The organism is Streptomyces aquilus, from assembly GCF_003955715.1.
GTDB classification, from domain to species: domain Bacteria; phylum Actinomycetota; class Actinomycetes; order Streptomycetales; family Streptomycetaceae; genus Streptomyces; species Streptomyces aquilus.
Genome location: NZ_CP034463.1, coordinates 8,215,330 through 8,232,354, shown reverse-complemented (window position 1 = coordinate 8,232,354; position 17,025 = coordinate 8,215,330). Strand labels below are relative to the sequence as shown.

Genomic DNA, 17,025 nt, shown 5'->3' with positions numbered 1-17,025 from the left:
CCGATGGCCACTGGATCAGGATATGACGGGGTACTGACAGCGCCGGGGCGCGGGGGCGGTTCGGGGGTGCGGGGTGTCCGCGCCGTTCCCGCCCGCTGGGACAGTTCGGCCGTCATCCGAGCAGCCGACCGTCGGCCCCATGACACCCATCCGACCAGCCGCCCCTCGTGCCCGGCTGGACTTCAGACCGTGCCCGCCAGCACCTCCGCGATGCGCCGGGCCGTCGCCGTGTCCCTGGCGGCGGTGAACGGCAGGGTGTTGCCGCCGGTGATGCGGAACGGCTCGCCGTCCCGGGTGAGGTGGGCGCCGCCCGCCTCCTCGACGAGGAGCAGCCCGGCGGCGTGGTCCCACGCGGCCTCCCAGGAGAACGCGGTGGCGTCCAACTGCCCGCGGGCGATGGCCAGATACTCCAGTCCGGCCGAGCCGCAGGGCCGCGGCGCGAGTCCGTCCCTCCACAGTCCGCGCAGGGCCTGCTTCTGCTCGTCTGTCGTGTAGTCCGGGTGGGACGTGGCCACTTCGAGGTCGCGGCCGGGCTCGGGCGGCCCGGCGTACAGCCGCTCCCCGTCGAGGAACGCGCCCTGGCCCCGTACGGCCGTGGCCAGTTGGTCGCGGGCGGCCGCGTACGTCCACGAGGCGCGCACGACGCCGCCCTGCGCCAGCGCGATCAGCGTGCAGAATCCGGGGTCGCCGTGCACGAACTGCCGTGTCCCGTCGACCGGGTCGACGATCCAGACCGGAGCGTCGCCGCGTATCGCCTCGTACGAGGCCGGGTTGGCGTGCACCGCCTCCTCGCCGACCACGACCGAGCCGGGCAGCAGCGCGCTCAGCGCCTCGGTCAGATACTGCTCGGCGAGCCGGTCGGCGTCGGTCACCAGGTCGTGCGGTCCGCTCTTCTCGTCGACCTCGTGGGCGGCGAGCCGGCGGAAGCGGGGCATGATCTCGGCCGCGGCGGCCTTGCGGACCGCCTCCTCCACGTCGGCCGAGTGGCGGGCGAGAAACTCGTCGATGGTTTCCGTGTCTTCGATCATGACTCCATGAGAGCACGCGCCACTGACAATCCCCACCCGGCGGGTGGATGCCGGGTGGAATCGGGATGAACTCACGAAAGCGCGGGCGCAGGCCCAGGCCCGGGGCTCATCGCCCCACGGCGTACCCCTGCATCCCGCGGGGGTTCGCTGCCGCCGACAGCACGCCGGTCTCCGGGTCCCGCGCGACGGCGCACAGGCGCCCTTCCGACCAGGCGTCCCCCACGGTCACCTCATGCCCGCGCCGCCGCAGTTCGTCGACGACCTCCGCGTCCATGCGCGCCTCGACCGTGACGCTCCCGGGCCGCATGCCGCGCGGGTAGAAGGAGCCGGGGAAGCTGTCGTTGTGCCAGTTCGGGGCGTCGACGGCGCCTTGCAGATCGAGCCCGCCCCGCACCGCCGGCCTCAGCGCGACGGCGAGGAAGAAGTGCAGCTGCCACTGGTCCTGCTGGTCCCCGCCGGGCGTGCCGAACGCCATGACGGGCACCCCGTCACGCAGCGCCAGGGAGGGCGTGAGGGTGGTCCGGGGCCGCCGGCCGGGAGTGAGCGAGTTGGGGAGGCCCTCCTCCAGCCAGGTCATCTGGAGCCGGGTGCCGAGCGGGAAGCCGAGCTCGGGCACGACGGGGTTGGACTGGAGCCAGCCCCCGCTGGGGGTGGCGGCGACCATGTTGCCCCACCGGTCGACGACGTCGAGGTGGCAGGTGTCGCCGCGGGTGGCACCGTCGGCACCGACACCGGGCTCCCCCGGCACGGGAGAGGTGGGCGGTTTGGCGACGGTCGGCTCGCCGACGCCCATGGGGCTGAACCCCGGATCGTCGGACACCACCAGCTGCGCCTGGGCACACAGCCGAGGAGCCCGCCCTCCGGGGCTCCCGGGCCGCAGCTCGTACGAGGCCTTCTCCCCCACGAGCCCCCGCCGCCCGGCGTTGTACCCGTCCGACAGCAGCTCCCCGAGCGGCACCTCACCGGCGTCCCCGTACCAGGCCTCCCGGTCGGCCATGGCGAGCTTGCACCCCTCGATGAGCAGGTGCACGTACTCGGCGGAGCCGTACGCCGGAAGCTCCCCCGGCAGCAGGGCGAGCTGCTGCAACAGCACCGGCCCCTGGCTCCAGGGCCCGGCCTTGCACAGGGTCCAGCCGTTCCAGTCGTACGTCGCCGGCGCCTCGTAGGTCGCGGACCAGCCGGCGAGGTCGTCGGCCGTCAGCGTCCCGGCGTGCCGCTCCCCGCTGGTGTCCAGGGTGGGCCGTGCGGCCTGCCGCACGAGCGCCTCCCCGATGAACCCGGTGCGCCACACCTCCCGCGCGGCCTCGATCTGCGCGACCCGGTCACCGGCCCCGCCGACCTCGTCGAGCAGCCGCTTCCAGGTGGCGGCGAGGGCGGGATTCCGGAACAACTCACCGGCCCTCGGTGCCTTCCCACCCGGCAGATACACCTCGGCGGAAGAGGTCCACTCCGTCTCGAACAGCTCCCGCACGGTCTCGACGGTGGCGCCGACGTTCTCCACGGGCGCGTGGCCGTGTTCGGCGTACCCGATGGCGTACTTGAGGACATCGGCGAGGGGCTTGGTGCCGTGGTCCCGCAGCAACACCATCCAGGCATCGAAGGCACCGGGGACGGCGGCGGCGAGGGGCCCGGTGCCGGGGACGAGGTCGAGCCCGAGCGACCTGTAGTGCGCGACGGTCGCCCCGGCGGGCGCGACTCCCTGCCCGCACAGCACACGCACGTCGCCACCGGCGGGCGCCAGCAGGATCGGCACCTCTCCGGCGGGCCCGTTGAGATGCGGCTCCACGACATGCAGCACGAACGCCCCTGCCACGGCGGCGTCATAGGCGTTGCCGCCGTCCTCCAACACGGCCATCGCCGACTGCGAGGCCAGCCAGTGCGTGGAGGAGACCATGCCGAAAGTGCCTTGGAGGGTGGGGCGGGTGGTGAACACGGGCGGACTCCTCACAGCGCGGTGACGGTTCGATGATCGTATGCAGCCACTCCCGGCCCTGAGCCTCCCGGCCCTGAGCCTCCCGGCCCTAATCCACCCGTCGCCCCGCCGTCAGCAGATGGCCGCTCGCGCCGAGCAGCGCCGGTTCCGACTCGATGTGCCGGGTCGCGGCCAGAACGGCCTCGCGCCGTGCGGGATCGTCCAGCCAGCTCTCGACACCGCCCATCAGCCAGGCGACACCCTCGACGCCGTACTGGCGCTCGACGGTGAGCCCGGCCTCGGTGAACTCTCCTGGCACCTCGTCGGGTTGGGCGAAGTGGGCGACCGTGAAGAATCCCTCCTCATGGTAGGGGTGGCGGCCGTCCTCCAGTACGGCGTCGGTACGTTCTCGGTTGAGCGGGGTGAAGTAGCGCTCCTCACGCAGCAGGTCGTGCAGTTGCGCGTACCGGTTGATGGTGGCCGCGACCACCACCCCGCCCGTCTTCACCACCCGCCGCGCCTCGGCCAACGCACGCACCCGGTCCGTCCGTTCGGGCAGGTGGTAGAGCGGGCCGAGCATCAGCACCACGTCGTACGCGGCCTCCTCGGCGGGAAGGTCCCGGGCGTCCCCGACGAGCGCGGTGACACCCGCGAGCCGGGATGCCTGTTCCACATGCAGCGGTACGGGATCGACGAGGTCGACCTCGAGCCCGTCGGCCGCGAGCCACTCGGCGTGGACCCCGCTCCCGCCGCCGACGTCCAGCACGCGCGCGGGGGCCGTGGGCAGCAGCCGGCGCAGCACGTCCTGCGTCCGCCAGAACTCCAGCCGTCCGGCGGGGGCACCGCCTTCTCTGAGGCGGGCATCCTCCTTGCCGCGGCCGTAATAGGCGAGAATCTCCGCAGGGACAGCAGGGACAGCAGGGACAGCAGGGACAGCAGGGACATTGGGCCGTCGCGGTGGCGTCGTGTGGGTCATCGGCTCATCCTGACGTTCCGCCTCGGGCCGTCACCAGCCCCGACTCGTACGCGAACACCACCAACTGCGCCCGGTCCCGCGCCCCCAGCTTCGTCATCGCACGGCTCACATGCGTCTTCGCCGTGAACGGGCTGATCACCATGTGCTCGGCGATCTCCTCGTTGCTGAGCCCGCGTGCGGCCAGCGCGGTGACCTCCAGTTCGCGCCGGGTGAGGCATTCCAGGCCGGGGGCGGTGGCGCGGTCGGGTGGGCGGGAGACGAACTCGCCGATCAGGGTGCGGGTGACGGACGGGGACAGCAACGCCTCGCCGCCCGCCACCACCTCGATCGCCTGCAACAGCTCCGCCGGTTCGGTGTCTTTGAGAAGGAAGCCGCTCGCCCCCGCCCGCAGCGCCTCGAAGACGTACTCGTCCAGGCCGTAGTTGGTGAGGATCACGACCCGGACGGCCGCGAGCGCCGGGTCCGCCGCGATCCTGCGTGTCGCCTCGATGCCCGTCATCACCGGCATCTGCACGTCGATCAGCGCGATGTCGGGCACCTGGGCGCGCACCAGCTCCACGCCCCGTTCCCCGTCCGCCGCCTCCCCCACCACCTCGATACCGTCCTCGGCATCGAGCAGCGCCCGGAAGCCGGCACGCATGAGGGCCTGGTCGTCGACGAGCGCCACTCGGATCACGCGGCCACCGCCAGCGGCAGCTCGGCCCGCACGCGGAACCCGCCCTCCGCCCGGGGAGCGGCGGTCAGCGTGCCGCCCAGTGCCGTGACGCGTTCGTGCATGCCCCGCAGGCCGATGCCGGGCGTCACCGGGCGGCTCGGGTCGGCGTTGCCGTCGTCCTCCACCACCACCGTCACGCACTCCTCCCCGTACGCCAGCCGCACGCCCACCTTCGCCGCCCCCGCATGCCGCGCCGCGTTCGTCAGCGCCTCCTGGACGATGCGGTACACCGCCCGGTCCACCGTGGCCGCCAGCGGCTTCTCCTCCCCCTCCACGGCCAGTTCCACCGCGAGGCCGGCGGCCCGCGCCCGCTCCACCAGCACCGCCGGCGTTCCCGTGGGCTCATCCGTGCGCAGCACCTCCAGCGTGGCCCGGAGTTCGCGCATGGCCTCGCCGCTCGCCTCCTGGATGGCGAGCAGGGCCTCCGGCACCTCCTCGCCGCGCTTGCGCGCCAAGTGCACCGCCACGCCCGCCTGGAGCTTGACGATCGAGATGCTGTGGGTCAGGGAGTCGTGCAACTCCCTTGCGATACGCAGGCGTTCCTCGCCCGCGCGGCGCAGCGCGACCTCCTCGCGGGTGCGTTCCGCCTCCAGGGCGCGCTGTTCCGTCTGGCGGAGGTAGGCCTGCCAGTTGCGGTCGGCCAGGCCCGTCACGACCGCGCACAGGAACCAGCCCATGAGCAGCGCGGCCTGCTCGACGATCTGCCGGGTCGTCGGGCCGGTCGCGAGATACGCCACCAGGAACACCCCGCCCGCGACGGCCGCCCACGCGCGGTGTCCCACACGGGCCGCCACATGGCTCGCGGCAATGACAGGGAGGGCGGCAGGCGGGCCCGGGTGGGCATGCAGGACGTACGCCGCGCCACTCGCCGTCGCCACGGCCAGCACCGCCCTGGGCGCCGTGCGGTACAGCGCCAGGACGGCCGACGCGACGCCGATCAGCACGTAGTCGACGACGGTCGTGTCCGTGTCGAAAGCCGCCGTGACCCCGACGAGGGCGCCGACGAGGACCGCGAGGACCACATCGACGAGCCGCTCACGCGCGGCCACCCGCGAACCCGGCCCCGCACCCGCCCCCATCCCCGGTGCCCCTCCCGAGGCCGCCCCTGACGCCGTACCCACGACCGTCCCGTCGGCCGCCCCTGACACCGTCCCTACGACCTTGCCGTCGGCCGTCCCTGACCCCGTGTCTACGGCCGTCCCGCCCTGGATCCCACTCATGTCGGCACACTAGACCGCCGTTCCGACACCCGCGTCAGCCCTGTGGACAACTCCGCGGCTACTCCCCCCGTAGTAGTCCGGCACCCCCTCCCGCCTCGGCGGCGCAGCGGCAACTCCCTTCCGCCGTACGACGACCGGAGCCCCGTCCCCGGCGCACGCTGTCGCCCATGTCCACTTCATTCCGCTACACCGAACCCCTGCCGCCCAAGGCGGCCACCGGACGCACCGCCGCCGTCTACACGCAGCTCTCCCGCGACTTCGGCATCGACGAGCCGCCCACCTTCGTGGTGCTGTCGTCCGCTCCGGAACTCCTCGCCGCCACCTGGGCGTTGACGCGCGAGTCCCTGATCGCCGGCCCCGGTGGCCGTACCGGCAAGGAGTTGGCCGCGCTGGGGGTGTCGCTCGCCAACAAGTGTCCGTTCTGCGTGGACGCGCACACCGTGCTGCTGCACGCCACCGGCGACCACGCCATGGCCGAGCGCATCGCCAAGGGACATCGACCGGAGAACGTGGAGCACGCGCGCGTGCTGGACTGGGGCAAGCGGACCAGGGTGCCCGGCGCGGCCTTCGGCGACGGATCCCCGCCCTTCTCCCGCGAGGACGCCCCGGGCTATCTCGGCACCGTGCTCGCCTTCCACTTCATCAACCGCGTCGTGTCCGCCCTGCTGACCGAGAAGATGCTGCCGGGCAACCTCCAGCGGTTCCGCACGGTGCGCAGTCTCGCGGGCCGTACCCTCGCCCGGACCGTGCGCCGCACCGCGGTGCCCGGCGAGAGCCTCCCGCTGCTCGACCGCCCGGACCCCGGCGAGGCCCCCGCGTGGGCGGGCGGCACACCCGTCGGCGTCGCGTACGCGGCGCTGCTCAGGGCCGCCATGGCGGGCGCGAGCCTCCTCACCCGCGAGGACCAGGACGTGGTCGAGGAGGTTCTTCAGGACTGGGGCGGGGAGCACCCCTCGCTCGCCCTCCCCGGCGTCCCCGGCCGGGACGAGCGGCCCGGGGCGCGGCTCGTGCTGCTGGCCGCGCTGGCGCCGTACCGGATCACGGACGAGGACGTGGCGGCGTGGCGCCGACCGGAGCACACCGACCGCTGCCTCGTGCACCTCGTGTCGTACGGGGCGTTCCTCGCGGTCGACCGGATCGAGTCGGCGTTCCACCACGACATCGCGCGGACGTGAAAGCGCACGGGCATGAGGCGCAGGGGCATGAACCGCACGGACATAACGGGACACTCAGCGCGTCTGGTGTGCGTCAACCACAGGCCTCAGTCACCGCACATGCACGGAGCGAGTTGGCACTACCGCCCCACAGGGACTCGTGTGACACTGGCGTCCCGTCCACAGTGCGGACACCCTCCGCACCGCCTCCCGTCCACCGTGCGGGCGCCCCCGCAAAGCCCACGCCGCCCCCTGTCCGCTGTGCGGACCCGTTCCGCACCCATCCCCCACGAGAAGTGCGCCTGTGCGTTCCCTGCCTCTGCCGCTCGCCCTGACCGCACGTCTGTCGCCGGTGGTCGTGCTCGCCGCCGTCGGCTGGACCCTGTCGTCCGGCCCCGCCTCCACCGGCGACCACGAGTCCGCGTCGAACGACGGTGGCGGCGGCACCAAGTCCGCGTCGGCCCCCGCCACCGCGGCGGCCTCGAAGACGTACGCCGCCTCTCCCGCCCCCTGCGGCAGCATCACGGTGAAGAACATCAAGTCGCTGGTCCCGGGCGCCAAGACGGCCGGCAAGGAGATCCCGTCGACGGACACGAAACTCCGCCGCACCTGCTCCTGGAACGCGCTCAAGGGCTACGACTACCGCTGGCTCGACGTGTCGTACGAGATCACGGACTCGGACGAGTCGGCGGCGAAGACGTACAAGGATCGCATCGAGGAGAAGAGCGGCGGTGGGGTCGTCCCGGGCCTCGGCAACCAGGCCTACTCCGTCGTGAACCTCACCACGGAGGACAAACAGCAGACGCGCGAGGGCGTGGTGATCGTCCAGGCGTCCAACGCGCTGGTGGTCGTCACGTACAACGGCAGCGACTTCGAGTCGAAGAAGGCACCCGACACCGACGTCATCAACAAGGGCGCCATCAAGGCGGCGAAGGACGCGGTGGCGGCGCTGGAGGGCGGCCAGTAGGCCAATTGGCCAGTAGCTCAACCGGCCGCCCTCCGACGCCATGACCGTCACACGCTCTCCTGCTCCCTCCCCAGCGGCAGCATCAGCGCGACGTACAGCACCAACGAGGCCCCGAGGCCCACGGCCCAGCCGTAGTCGGCCAGCGGCTTGAGGAACGGGATCAGTCCGTCGGTCGGGAACGGTCCCGTCTTGGATCCGTCGGCGCCGACGCCGGAGTACGAGCCGCCGACCGCGAGCAGGCCGCCGACGACGAAGGCGAGGATCGCCCGCCAGTTCCAGCCGTTGGAGTACCAGTAGCGGCCGCCCGGCGTGTACAGGTCCGCCAGGTGCAGGACCGTACGGCGCACGATCCAGTAGTCGGCGATGAGGATGCCCGCGACCGTGCCGAGCAGGCCGCCGACCACGCCGAGCCAGGTGAAGATGTAGAACTCCGGCGTCGAGATCAGCTTCCACGGGAAGATCAGGATGCCGACGACACCCGTGATCAGCGCGCCCGTACGGAAGTTGATGAGCTTCGGCGCGAGGTTCGCGAGGTCGTACGCCGGGGACACCACGTTCGCCGCGATGTTCACCGAGATGGTGGCGACCAGCACGATGACGAGCGCGAAGAGCAGCCCGAAGGCGTTGTCCGTCTTGGCGGCGAGGGTGACCGGGTCCCAGATCGCCTCGCCGTAGACCACCTCGGAGCCGGAGGTGACCAGCACCGCGAGGACCGCGAAGAGGGTCATGGTGGTCGGCAGGCCGAGGGACTGACCCCAGGTCTGCGCCTTCTGGCTGGCGCCGAAGCGCGTGAAGTCGGGGATGTTCAGCGACAGTGTCGCCCAGAAGCCGATCATGCCCATCAGCGACGGGAAGAAGACCGGCCAGAAGTCGGGACCCCAGCCCAGCTTCGACGGCTGGTCGAGCAGTGCGCCGAAACCGTCCGCCTTGACCGCGATCCACACCAGCAGCACCAGCGCGCCGACGATCACGAAGGGCGCGGCCCAGTTCTCGAAGTGCCGCAGGAAGTCCATGCCGCGGTAGATGATCGCGATCTGCAAGGCCCAGAACAGCAGGAAGCACAGCCACAGCGGCCACGGGTTCCCGGCGATCTTCCCCGCGTTCTCCCAGTGCCCGCCGGTGAGTTTGGAGCCGAGGGCGAAGATGCCGCTGCCGCCGATCCAGGTCTGGATGCCGAACCAGCCGCAGGCCACGGCCGCCCGGATCAGCGCCGGGATGTTGGCGCCGCGCAGCCCGAAGGAGGCACGCGCCAGCACCGGGAAGGGGATGCCGTACTTGGGTCCGGCGTGCCCGGTCGCCAGCATCGGCAGCAGCACGATGACGTTGGCCAGGGCGATGGTGAACACCGCCTGCTTCCAGTCCATCCCGAGCGCGACCAGGCCGGAGGCCAGGGTCCAGCTGGGGATGCAGTGGGCCATGGAGATCCACAGGGCCGCGAAGTTGTACGTCGTCCACTTGCGTTCGGAGACCGGTACGGGTCGCAGGTCCTCGTTGGCGAAGGGGCTGTCGGCGGGGAAGGCCTCGGGGCTGAGTTCGATACGGCCGCCGGCGTCGGCGGACTGGGATATGTGCGACCCCGTGGGGACTGTGTCGGTCATGGGCAGGCCAATCAGTGAGCGGGACGGGAGAGGCCGTGCGGGGGCCTTGGGCCCCTCTCCGCCCCGGGACGGCGGGGGGAGAGGGGTGTCAAGGTGTGGGGGGTCGGGGTGGTGCCGGTCAGGCGTTGACCGCGGGGATCACCTTCGCGCCGTAGGCGTCGATGGTCGTCTCCTGCGCGTCGTGCATGTCGTAGACGGCGAACTGGTCGACGCCCAGCTCACGCAGGGCGTTGAGCTTCTCGATGTGCTTCTCGACGGGGCCGATGACGCAGAACCGGTCGACGATCTCGTCCGGCACGAACGCGGTGTCCGGGTTGTCGGCGCGCCCGTGATGCGAATAGTCGTACCCCTCACGGGCCTTGATGTAGTCCGTGAGTTCGTCCGGTACGGCGGCCGAGTGCTCGCCGTACTTCGACACCAGGTCGGCGACGTGGTTGCCGACCATCCCGCCGAACCAGCGGCACTGCTCGCGCGCGTGGGCGAGCGCCTCGGGCGAGTCGTCCTCGGTGACGTAGGCGGGGGCGGCCACGCAGATCTTGACCTCGGACGGGTCGCGGCCGGCGGCGACCGCCGCGTCCTTCACCGCCTTGACCATGTACTCGGTGAGATACAGGTCGGCGAGCTGGAGGATGAACCCGTCGGCCTCCTCCCCCGTCATCTTCAGCGCCTTCGGGCCGTACGCCGCCATCCATACGGGGAGTTCGGCGTCCTCCTTGATCCAGGGGAACCTGATGACCGTGCCGCCGAGGTCGGCCTCCTGGCCGGAGCCGAGGGCGCGGATGACCTTCATGGCCTCGCTGATGCGGGCCAGGGTGTTCGGGGTGCGGCCCGCGACGCGCATCGCGGAGTCGCCGCGGCCGATGCCGCAGACGGTGCGGTTGCCGAACATGTCGTTGAGGGTGGCGAAGGTGGAGGCGGTGACCTCCCAGGTGCGGGTGCCCGGGTTGGTGACCATCGGGCCGACCGTCAACTTCGTGGTGTTGGCGAGGATCTGACTGTAGATCACGAACGGTTCCTGCCAGAGCACCGCGGAGTCGAAGGTCCAGCCGTAGGTGAAGCCGTTGCGCTCGGCGCGCTTCATCAGGCTGACGACCTTCGAGGCCGGCGGGTCGGTCTGCAGGACGAGTCCGAAGTCCATGGGCGCCACTCCTAGTTGAGGTACTGACAGGTGGAACGGGGGGTGTAGACGCCGTGCCCTGCGTGCCCGGTGTACTCCCGCTCGGTGATGACGAGTTCGCCGCGCGAGAGCACCGACTCGACCCGGCCGGTGATGCGCTTGCCCTCGTACGCCGAGTAGTCGACGTTCATGTGGTGCGTCTCGACGGACAGGACCTGCTCGGCGTGCGGGTCGTAGATGACGACGTCCGCGTCGGCGCCGGGGGCGATGGTGCCCTTCTTCGGGTACATGCCGAACATCCGGGCCGGGGTGGCGCAGGCGATCTCGATCCAGCGGCGGCGGGTGATGTGTCCGTCGACGACGGCCTGGTGGAGCAGGTCCATGCGGTTCTCGACGCCGGGAAGGCCGTTGGGGATCTTGGAGAAGTCGCCGCGGCCGAGTTCCTTCTGGCCGACGAAGCAGAAGGGGCAGTGGTCGGTGGAGACGACCTGGAGGTCGTTGGTCCGCAGGCCCTGCCAGAGCTTGGCCTGGTGCTCCTTGGGGCGAAGGGGCGTGCTGCACACGTACTTCGAGCCCTCGAAGTCCGGCTCGGCGAGGTTGTCGGTGGACAGGAACAGGTACTGCGGGCAGGTCTCACCGAAGACGTTGAGCCCCTCGTCGCGCGCCCGCGCCAGCTCGGCCACCGCCTCCATGGCCGAGACGTGCACCACGTACAGGGGGGCGCCCGCGACCTGCGCGAGCTTGATGGCCCGGTGCGTGGCCTCGGCCTCCAGGAGGGCCTTGCGCACTTCGCCGTGGTAACGCGGGTCGGTCTCGCCGCGGGCCAGCGCCTGCTCCACCAGGACGTCGATCGCGATGCCGTTCTCGGCGTGCATCATGATCAGGCCGCCGTTCTCGGCGGAGCGCTGCATGGCGCGCAGGATCTGGCCGTCGTCGGAGTAGAAGACGCCCGGGTAGGCCATGAACTGCTTGAAGGAGGTCACCCCTTCCTCGACCAGCAGGTCCATCTCCTTGAGCGTCTCCTGGTTCACGTCGGAGACGATCATGTGGAAGCCGTAGTCGATCGCGCAGTTGCCCTCCGCCTTGGCGTGCCAGGCGTCGAGGCCCTCGCGCAGGGAGTGGCCGACGCTCTGCACGGCGAAGTCGACGATCGTGGTCGTGCCGCCCCAGGCCGCGGCCCGGGTGCCGGTCTCGAAGGTGTCGGAGGCGAAGGTGCCGCCGAACGGCAGCTCCATGTGGGTGTGGGCGTCGACGCCACCGGGGATGACGTACTTCCCGGTGGCGTCGATGGTCCGCTCGCCGGTGAACGCTTCGGCGGCGGACGTGCCCGAGGCGGCGAGGGCGGCGATGCGGCCGTCCTCGATCAGCACGTCGGCGTGGATCTCGTCGGACGCGGTGATGACGAGACCACCGCGGATCACGGTACGGCTGCTCATGCTCCCTCTCCTGCCAGGGTGGACGATGTGATCAGGGTGCGGTCAGCGGCGGGTACGCGTCGGGGCGGCGGTCCCGGTAGAACTGCCAGCGGTCGCGGACCTCGCGCAGCTTGTTCAGGTCCAGGTCCCGTACGACGAGTTCGGTCTCCTTGTCGCTCGCCACCTCGCCCACGAACTGGGCCTCCGGGTCGACGAAGTAGGTCGTCCCGTAGAAGTCGTTGTCGCCCAGCTCCTCGACGCCCACCCGGTTGATCGCGCCGACGAAGTACTCGTTGGCGACGGCCGCCGCCGGCTGCTCCAACTGCCACAGGTAGGCGGACAGTCCACGCGAGGTGGCCGACGGGTTGAAGACGATCTCGGCACCCGCGAGGCCCAACGCCCGCCAGCCCTCGGGGAAGTGGCGGTCGTAGCAGATGTAGACGCCGATCTTCCCGACCTTGGTGTCGAAGATCGGCCAGCCCAGGTTGCCCGGGCGGAAGTAGAACTTCTCCCAGAATCCCGGGACTTGGGGGATGTGGTGCTTGCGGTACTTGCCGAGGTACGAGCCGTCGGCGTCGATCACGGCGGCCGTGTTGTAGAGGACGCCGGGCTGCTCCTCCTCGTACATCGGCAGGATCAGGACGATGCCCAGCTCCTTGGCCAGCGCCTGGAACCGCTTGACGATCGGCCCGTCCGGGATCTGCTCGGCGTACTCGTAGAACGCCTTGTCCTGGACCTGGCAGAAGTAGGGCCCGTAGAACAGCTCCTGGAAGCACAGGACCTGAGCACCCTGCGCGGCCGCGTCGCGGGCCGCCTGCTCGTGTACCTGGATCATCGATTCCTTGTCGCCCGTCCACGCGGTCTGGAAGAGGGCGGCACGGATCACTCTGCTCATCGGGACCTCCGGTCGCTCGGTGTGCTGGGGCGGGCGTCGGAAGTGCCGTCGTCCGCCCGAAGGGCGGGCCCTGCGGCGTCCGGTGCGTGCTCTCGGCGTGCCGCGCGCAAGCCCTCGTACTGGATGTACTTGGGCTTGTGCGCGGTGCGTCGAGAGTGCGTGCCGGGCGTCGCGGGGCAGACGGAACTTCCGACGCCCGCCCCAGAAGGCTAGGAAGTCCGAAAGCGGGCTTTGAGTTGCAGCGTGTCACGTCTGCGGGCGTGCGGCGTGTCACGGTGTCACCCTCGCGCGATCCCATGTTTCACCGCCGTTTTCCCAGGTCATGGCATGTTTCAGCTCTGTTGCGCGTCATGCGCGAGGAGCGCGATGTGCACCGAGGCGGCCTGCTCGAAATCGTCGAGGTCGACGCCGAGCCGGGTCTGTATCGCTTCGAGGCGCCGGTACAGCGCGGGGCGCGAGACGTGGTGGAGCTGGGCGGTGCGGGACTTGTTGCGGCCGGTGGCGAGATACGTCCGCAGGACGGCCAGCAGCCCCTCCCCCGGGCCCGAGTCGCACAGCAGCCCGTCCAACTCGCGCTCGGCGAAGGACTGCACATACGGGTCGTCGCGCAACAGCCGTATCAGGCCCCGCAGATGGACGTCCTTGAGGCGCACGACGGCCGGGAGGTCGAGCGCCCCGGAGGCGACCGCGTCGGCGACGTGCTGGGCCTCGCGCATCCCGGCGGGGACGTCGTCCCAGGCGGTGCGCGGGTCGGCCGCCGCCACGACGGTCTGCGTCAGCCGCGCCGCGAAGTTCGCCGTCAGGACGGCCGCGTCCTGGTCCCGGGCCAGGCTCAGGAGTACGGCGGTGACCCCGTCGGCGAGCTCGGCGACGAGCCCCGGCAGCCCCAACAGCCGCAGCACCCGGTCGAGTTCGGCCGGATCACCGTCCCGTACGACCAGCGGCACGAACGTCCGCCGGTTGACGGGCAGTCCGGCGGCCCGCGCCCGCGGCAGCAGCTGGCGCGCCGGTACGACCCCGCTGACGAGGTCGGTGAGCAGGCTCTGCGCGGACTGCTCCTCCCAGGTGTGGGCGGAGTTGCCGCCGAGCATGCGGTGCAGGACGAGGGCCTCGGCGGCCCGGTCGGCGAGCAGCCGTCCGGAGGCGGTGTCGCCGCGGTAGCCGCAGAGCAGGATCTGCCCCCAGCGTTCCCCGCGTCCGCCCAGTTCGGCGCGGATCCAGCCGTCGCCCTCGGTGCCGCCGGCCTGTCGGGCGATACGCTCCCAGTCGCGCAGCACGTCGTCCACGGCCGGCCGCTCCCCCGCGGTGGCGAGGACGCGGTGGGCGAGGTTGGTGACGACGACCGGGCAGGCGCTGTGCTGGGCGACCTCGTCGAGCAGCCGCTGGAGCGGGGCGCCCGCGGTGATGAGGCCGGTGAGGGCGGTCCGGACGGCCTCGGAGAGGCTCACGGCCGCGAACTTCCGCCGGACCAGCCGCGATTGCACCTCCTCGGTCAACTCCGCGAAGGGGAACGGCCGGTGGAGGACGACCATGGGCAGCCCGCACCGCTCGGCGGCCCGGCGCATGACGTCCGGCGGGGCCGGGAAGGCCCGGCCCAGACCGAGGACGACGGCCGCGGCCTCCGCGCGGTGCAGCGACTGGATGTACTCGGCCTGCGCGCCCTCGTCACCGGCGAGCAGCACCCCGGTGGTGAGGACCATCTCGCCGCCGCTGAGCATGACGCCCACGTCGGCGGCCTCGGCGACATGCACCCAGCGCACGGCCCGGTCGAGCTGGGCCGCGCCGGCCACCACCTCGGGCTCCCCGGCGAGCACCCGTTCCAGGGTGAGGACCTGGCGGACGGACAGGGCCGGTGCCAAGTGGTCCAAGGTGGTGGTCATGGCGTACATCCCTTGCTGTGTACTGCTACTGAATGCCCCTCAGAGCGTTCTCGAGGATCGCGGCGCCCTCCTCGGCCTCCGCGACGGTGAGGGACAGCGGCGGGGCGACCCTGAGGGCACTGGTGTTGTGGCCGCCGCCCTTGCCGATGAGCAGCCCGCCCGCGCGGCACGCCTCCAGCACCGCGCTCGCCGCGTCCGGGTCGGCCTGGTCGGTGCCGGGTTTCACGAGCTCGATGCCGAGCATGAGCCCGCGGCCACGGACCTCGCGTACGCCGGGCACCTGCGCGGCGACGGCCCGCAGCCGTTCGATGAGGAGTCCGCCGACGCGCCGGGCGTTGCCCTGGAGGTCGTGTTCCAGGAGGTACGACAGGTTCGCGAGCCCCGCCGCCATGGTGATCTGGGTACCGCCGAACGTCGAGATGCTGTTGGCGTCCAGGCAGTTCATGATCTCGGCGCGGGCGACGACACCGCCGATGGACATGCCGTTGCCGATGCCCTTGGCGAAGGTGAGGATGTCGGGCGGGCCGTGCTCGCCGTGGGCCTGCCAGCCCCAGAAGTTGTCGCCGGTGCGGCCCCAGCCGGTCTGCACCTCGTCGGCGATCCACAGGATGCCGCGCTCGCTGAGCACCTCGCGGAAGGCGGCGTACAGCCCGTCCGGCGGGGAGGTGAAGCCGCCGACGCCCTGGATCGGCTCGGCGATCAGGGCGGCGGGCGGGCGGGTGTGGCCGAGGAGATCCTTCAGGTCCTCGACGCAGGCCGCGATGAAGTCGTCGTCGCTCAGGTCCGCGTACGGACCGCGGGTGCGGACGCCGCCGTGGACGTACAGCGTCTGGAGCGGGGACAACGAGGTCGGGGACCAGCCGCGGTTGCCGGTGATGCCGACCGCGCTGAAGGAACGGCCGTGATAGCTGTTGCGCATCGCGAGGATCGTGTTGCTGCGGCGGTACGTCGTCGCGAGCAGCAGGGCGGTGTCGTTGGCCTCGGTGCCGGAGGTGGTGAAGAAGACGCGGGCGTCCGGGATGCCGGACAACTGGGCGATCCGCTCGGCCAGTTCGACCATGGGGCGGTTCAGGTAGAGCGTGGACGAGTGGATGATCCTCCCGGCCTGTTCGCTCACCGCCTTGGTGACCTCCGGCAGCGCATGGGCGGTCATCGTCGTGAGAATGCCGCCGAAGAAGTCGAGGTACTTGTTGCCCTCGGCGTCCCACACGTACCGGCCCTCGCCGTGCGTGATCTCCAGCGGGTCCTCGTAGTAGAGGGCGAGCCAGTCGGGGAGGACGGAACGATGGCGTGCGAACAGGTCGTTCACGGCTGCACCAGCCCCTCGTAGGCGTCGGGCCTGCGGTCGCGGTAGAAGGCCCACTGCTGCCGTACCTCTTCGATGAGGTCGAAGTCGAGGTCCCGGACGAGGAGTTCCTCGACCTTGTCGCTGGCCGTGTCCCCGACGAACTGACCGCGCGGGTCGACGAAGTAGGACGTCCCGTAGAAGTCGTTGTCGCCGTACTCCTCGACGCCGACGCGGTTGATCGCGGCGACGAAGTACTCGTTGGCGACGGCGGCGGCCGGCTGTTCGAGCCGCCAGAGGTAGGAGGACAGGCCGCGGTGGGTGGCGGAGGGGTTGTAGACGAGCTGGGCGCCGTTCAGGCCCAGTTGGCGCCAGCCCTCCGGGAAGTGGCGGTCGTAGCAGATGTAGACGCCGACCTTCCCCACGGCCGTGTCGAAGACCGGCCAACCCGCGTTGCCCGGCTTGAAGTAGTACTTCTCCCAGAAGCCCTTCACCTGCGGGATGTGGTGCTTGCGGTACTTGCCGAGGAAGGTGCCGTCGGCGTCGATCACGGCGGCGGTGTTGTAGTAGAAGCCGGACTGCTCGACCTCGAAGACCGGCACGACGATCACCATGCCGGTCTCGCGGGCGAGGTCCTGCATACGGCGCACGGTCGGCCCGTCGGGCACCGGCTCGGCCCACCGGTAGTGCTCCGGCTCCTGGACCTGGCAGAAGTAGGGGGCGTTGAACACTTCCTGGAAGCCGATGATCTTCGCACCCTGGCGGGCCGCCTCGCGGGCGTGCTCCTCGTGTTTCGCCACCATGGACTCGGTGTCGCCGGTCCAGGTGGCCTGGACCAGAGCGGCACGAACGACGTTGGCCAT

At 71.1% G+C, this 17,025-nt stretch carries 14 protein-coding genes; 2 read left to right on the top strand and 12 right to left on the bottom strand.

The annotated features are described in order from the left end of the window. Window positions 1-182: 182 nt before the first annotated feature. From EJC51_RS37720 to EJC51_RS37700, 5 genes are all read right to left on the bottom strand, one after another. Window positions 183-1,028, bottom strand: a complete 846-nt coding sequence (locus EJC51_RS37720; protein WP_126275157.1) for an inositol monophosphatase family protein — start codon at window positions 1,026-1,028, stop codon at window positions 183-185. 106 nt (window positions 1,029-1,134) lie between these two features. Continuing rightward, window positions 1,135-2,961: a gamma-glutamyltransferase family protein gene (locus EJC51_RS37715; protein WP_126275156.1), complete on the bottom strand. Its 1,827-nt coding sequence runs from the start codon at window positions 2,959-2,961 to the stop codon at window positions 1,135-1,137. An 88-nt stretch (window positions 2,962-3,049) separates the two neighbouring features. Continuing rightward, on the bottom strand, window positions 3,050-3,916 hold the full coding sequence (locus tag EJC51_RS37710) for a class I SAM-dependent methyltransferase (RefSeq protein ID WP_126275155.1): 867 nt from the start codon (window positions 3,914-3,916) through the stop codon (window positions 3,050-3,052). 4 nt (window positions 3,917-3,920) lie between these two features. After that, window positions 3,921-4,592: a response regulator gene (locus tag EJC51_RS37705; RefSeq protein ID WP_126275154.1), complete on the bottom strand. Its 672-nt coding sequence runs from the start codon at window positions 4,590-4,592 to the stop codon at window positions 3,921-3,923. Next, a complete protein-coding gene (locus tag EJC51_RS37700; RefSeq protein ID WP_126277289.1) occupies window positions 4,589-5,710 on the bottom strand; it encodes a sensor histidine kinase in 1,122 nt (373 codons plus the stop codon). The genes EJC51_RS37705 and EJC51_RS37700 overlap by 4 nt, the downstream gene beginning before the upstream one ends. 308 nt (window positions 5,711-6,018) lie before the next feature. Between EJC51_RS37700 and EJC51_RS37695 the strand changes: the two genes are divergently transcribed. After that, the gene (locus tag EJC51_RS37695) at window positions 6,019-7,026 is read left to right on the top strand and encodes a carboxymuconolactone decarboxylase family protein (protein WP_126275153.1); all 1,008 of its coding nucleotides are present in this window, start codon (window positions 6,019-6,021) and stop codon (window positions 7,024-7,026) included. A 283-nt stretch (window positions 7,027-7,309) separates the two neighbouring features. After that, entirely contained in the window at window positions 7,310-7,972 is a 663-nt protein-coding gene (locus tag EJC51_RS37690; RefSeq protein WP_126275152.1) for a hypothetical protein, read from the top strand. A gap of 47 nt (window positions 7,973-8,019) precedes the next feature. On the opposite strand, the gene EJC51_RS37685 is transcribed toward EJC51_RS37690, so the two are convergent. The 7 genes from EJC51_RS37685 to EJC51_RS37655 form a co-directional block, all read right to left on the bottom strand. Next, entirely contained in the window at window positions 8,020-9,570 is a 1,551-nt protein-coding gene (locus EJC51_RS37685; RefSeq protein ID WP_126275151.1) for an NCS1 family nucleobase:cation symporter-1, read from the bottom strand. A gap of 118 nt (window positions 9,571-9,688) precedes the next feature. Continuing rightward, window positions 9,689-10,708: a TIGR03842 family LLM class F420-dependent oxidoreductase gene (locus tag EJC51_RS37680; RefSeq protein WP_126275150.1), complete on the bottom strand. Its 1,020-nt coding sequence runs from the start codon at window positions 10,706-10,708 to the stop codon at window positions 9,689-9,691. An 11-nt stretch (window positions 10,709-10,719) separates the two neighbouring features. Next, a complete protein-coding gene (gene hydA / locus EJC51_RS37675; RefSeq protein WP_126275149.1) occupies window positions 10,720-12,123 on the bottom strand; it encodes a dihydropyrimidinase in 1,404 nt (467 codons plus the stop codon). A 31-nt stretch (window positions 12,124-12,154) separates the two neighbouring features. Further along, complete coding sequence (locus tag EJC51_RS37670; protein WP_126275148.1) at window positions 12,155-12,997, bottom strand: nitrilase-related carbon-nitrogen hydrolase; 843 nt, start codon at window positions 12,995-12,997, stop codon at window positions 12,155-12,157. Window positions 12,998-13,329: 332 nt separating this feature from the next. After that, window positions 13,330-14,877 carry a PucR family transcriptional regulator gene (locus tag EJC51_RS37665; protein WP_097274712.1) on the bottom strand — a complete coding sequence of 516 codons (1,548 nt, stop codon included), beginning with the start codon at window positions 14,875-14,877 and terminating at the stop codon, window positions 13,330-13,332. 25 nt (window positions 14,878-14,902) lie between these two features. Further along, window positions 14,903-16,186: an aspartate aminotransferase family protein gene (locus EJC51_RS37660; protein WP_126275147.1), complete on the bottom strand. Its 1,284-nt coding sequence runs from the start codon at window positions 16,184-16,186 to the stop codon at window positions 14,903-14,905. Then, on the bottom strand, window positions 16,183-17,025 hold the full coding sequence (locus EJC51_RS37655) for a nitrilase-related carbon-nitrogen hydrolase (RefSeq protein ID WP_126275146.1): 843 nt from the start codon (window positions 17,023-17,025) through the stop codon (window positions 16,183-16,185). Before EJC51_RS37655 ends, EJC51_RS37660 begins: the two co-directional genes overlap by 4 nt.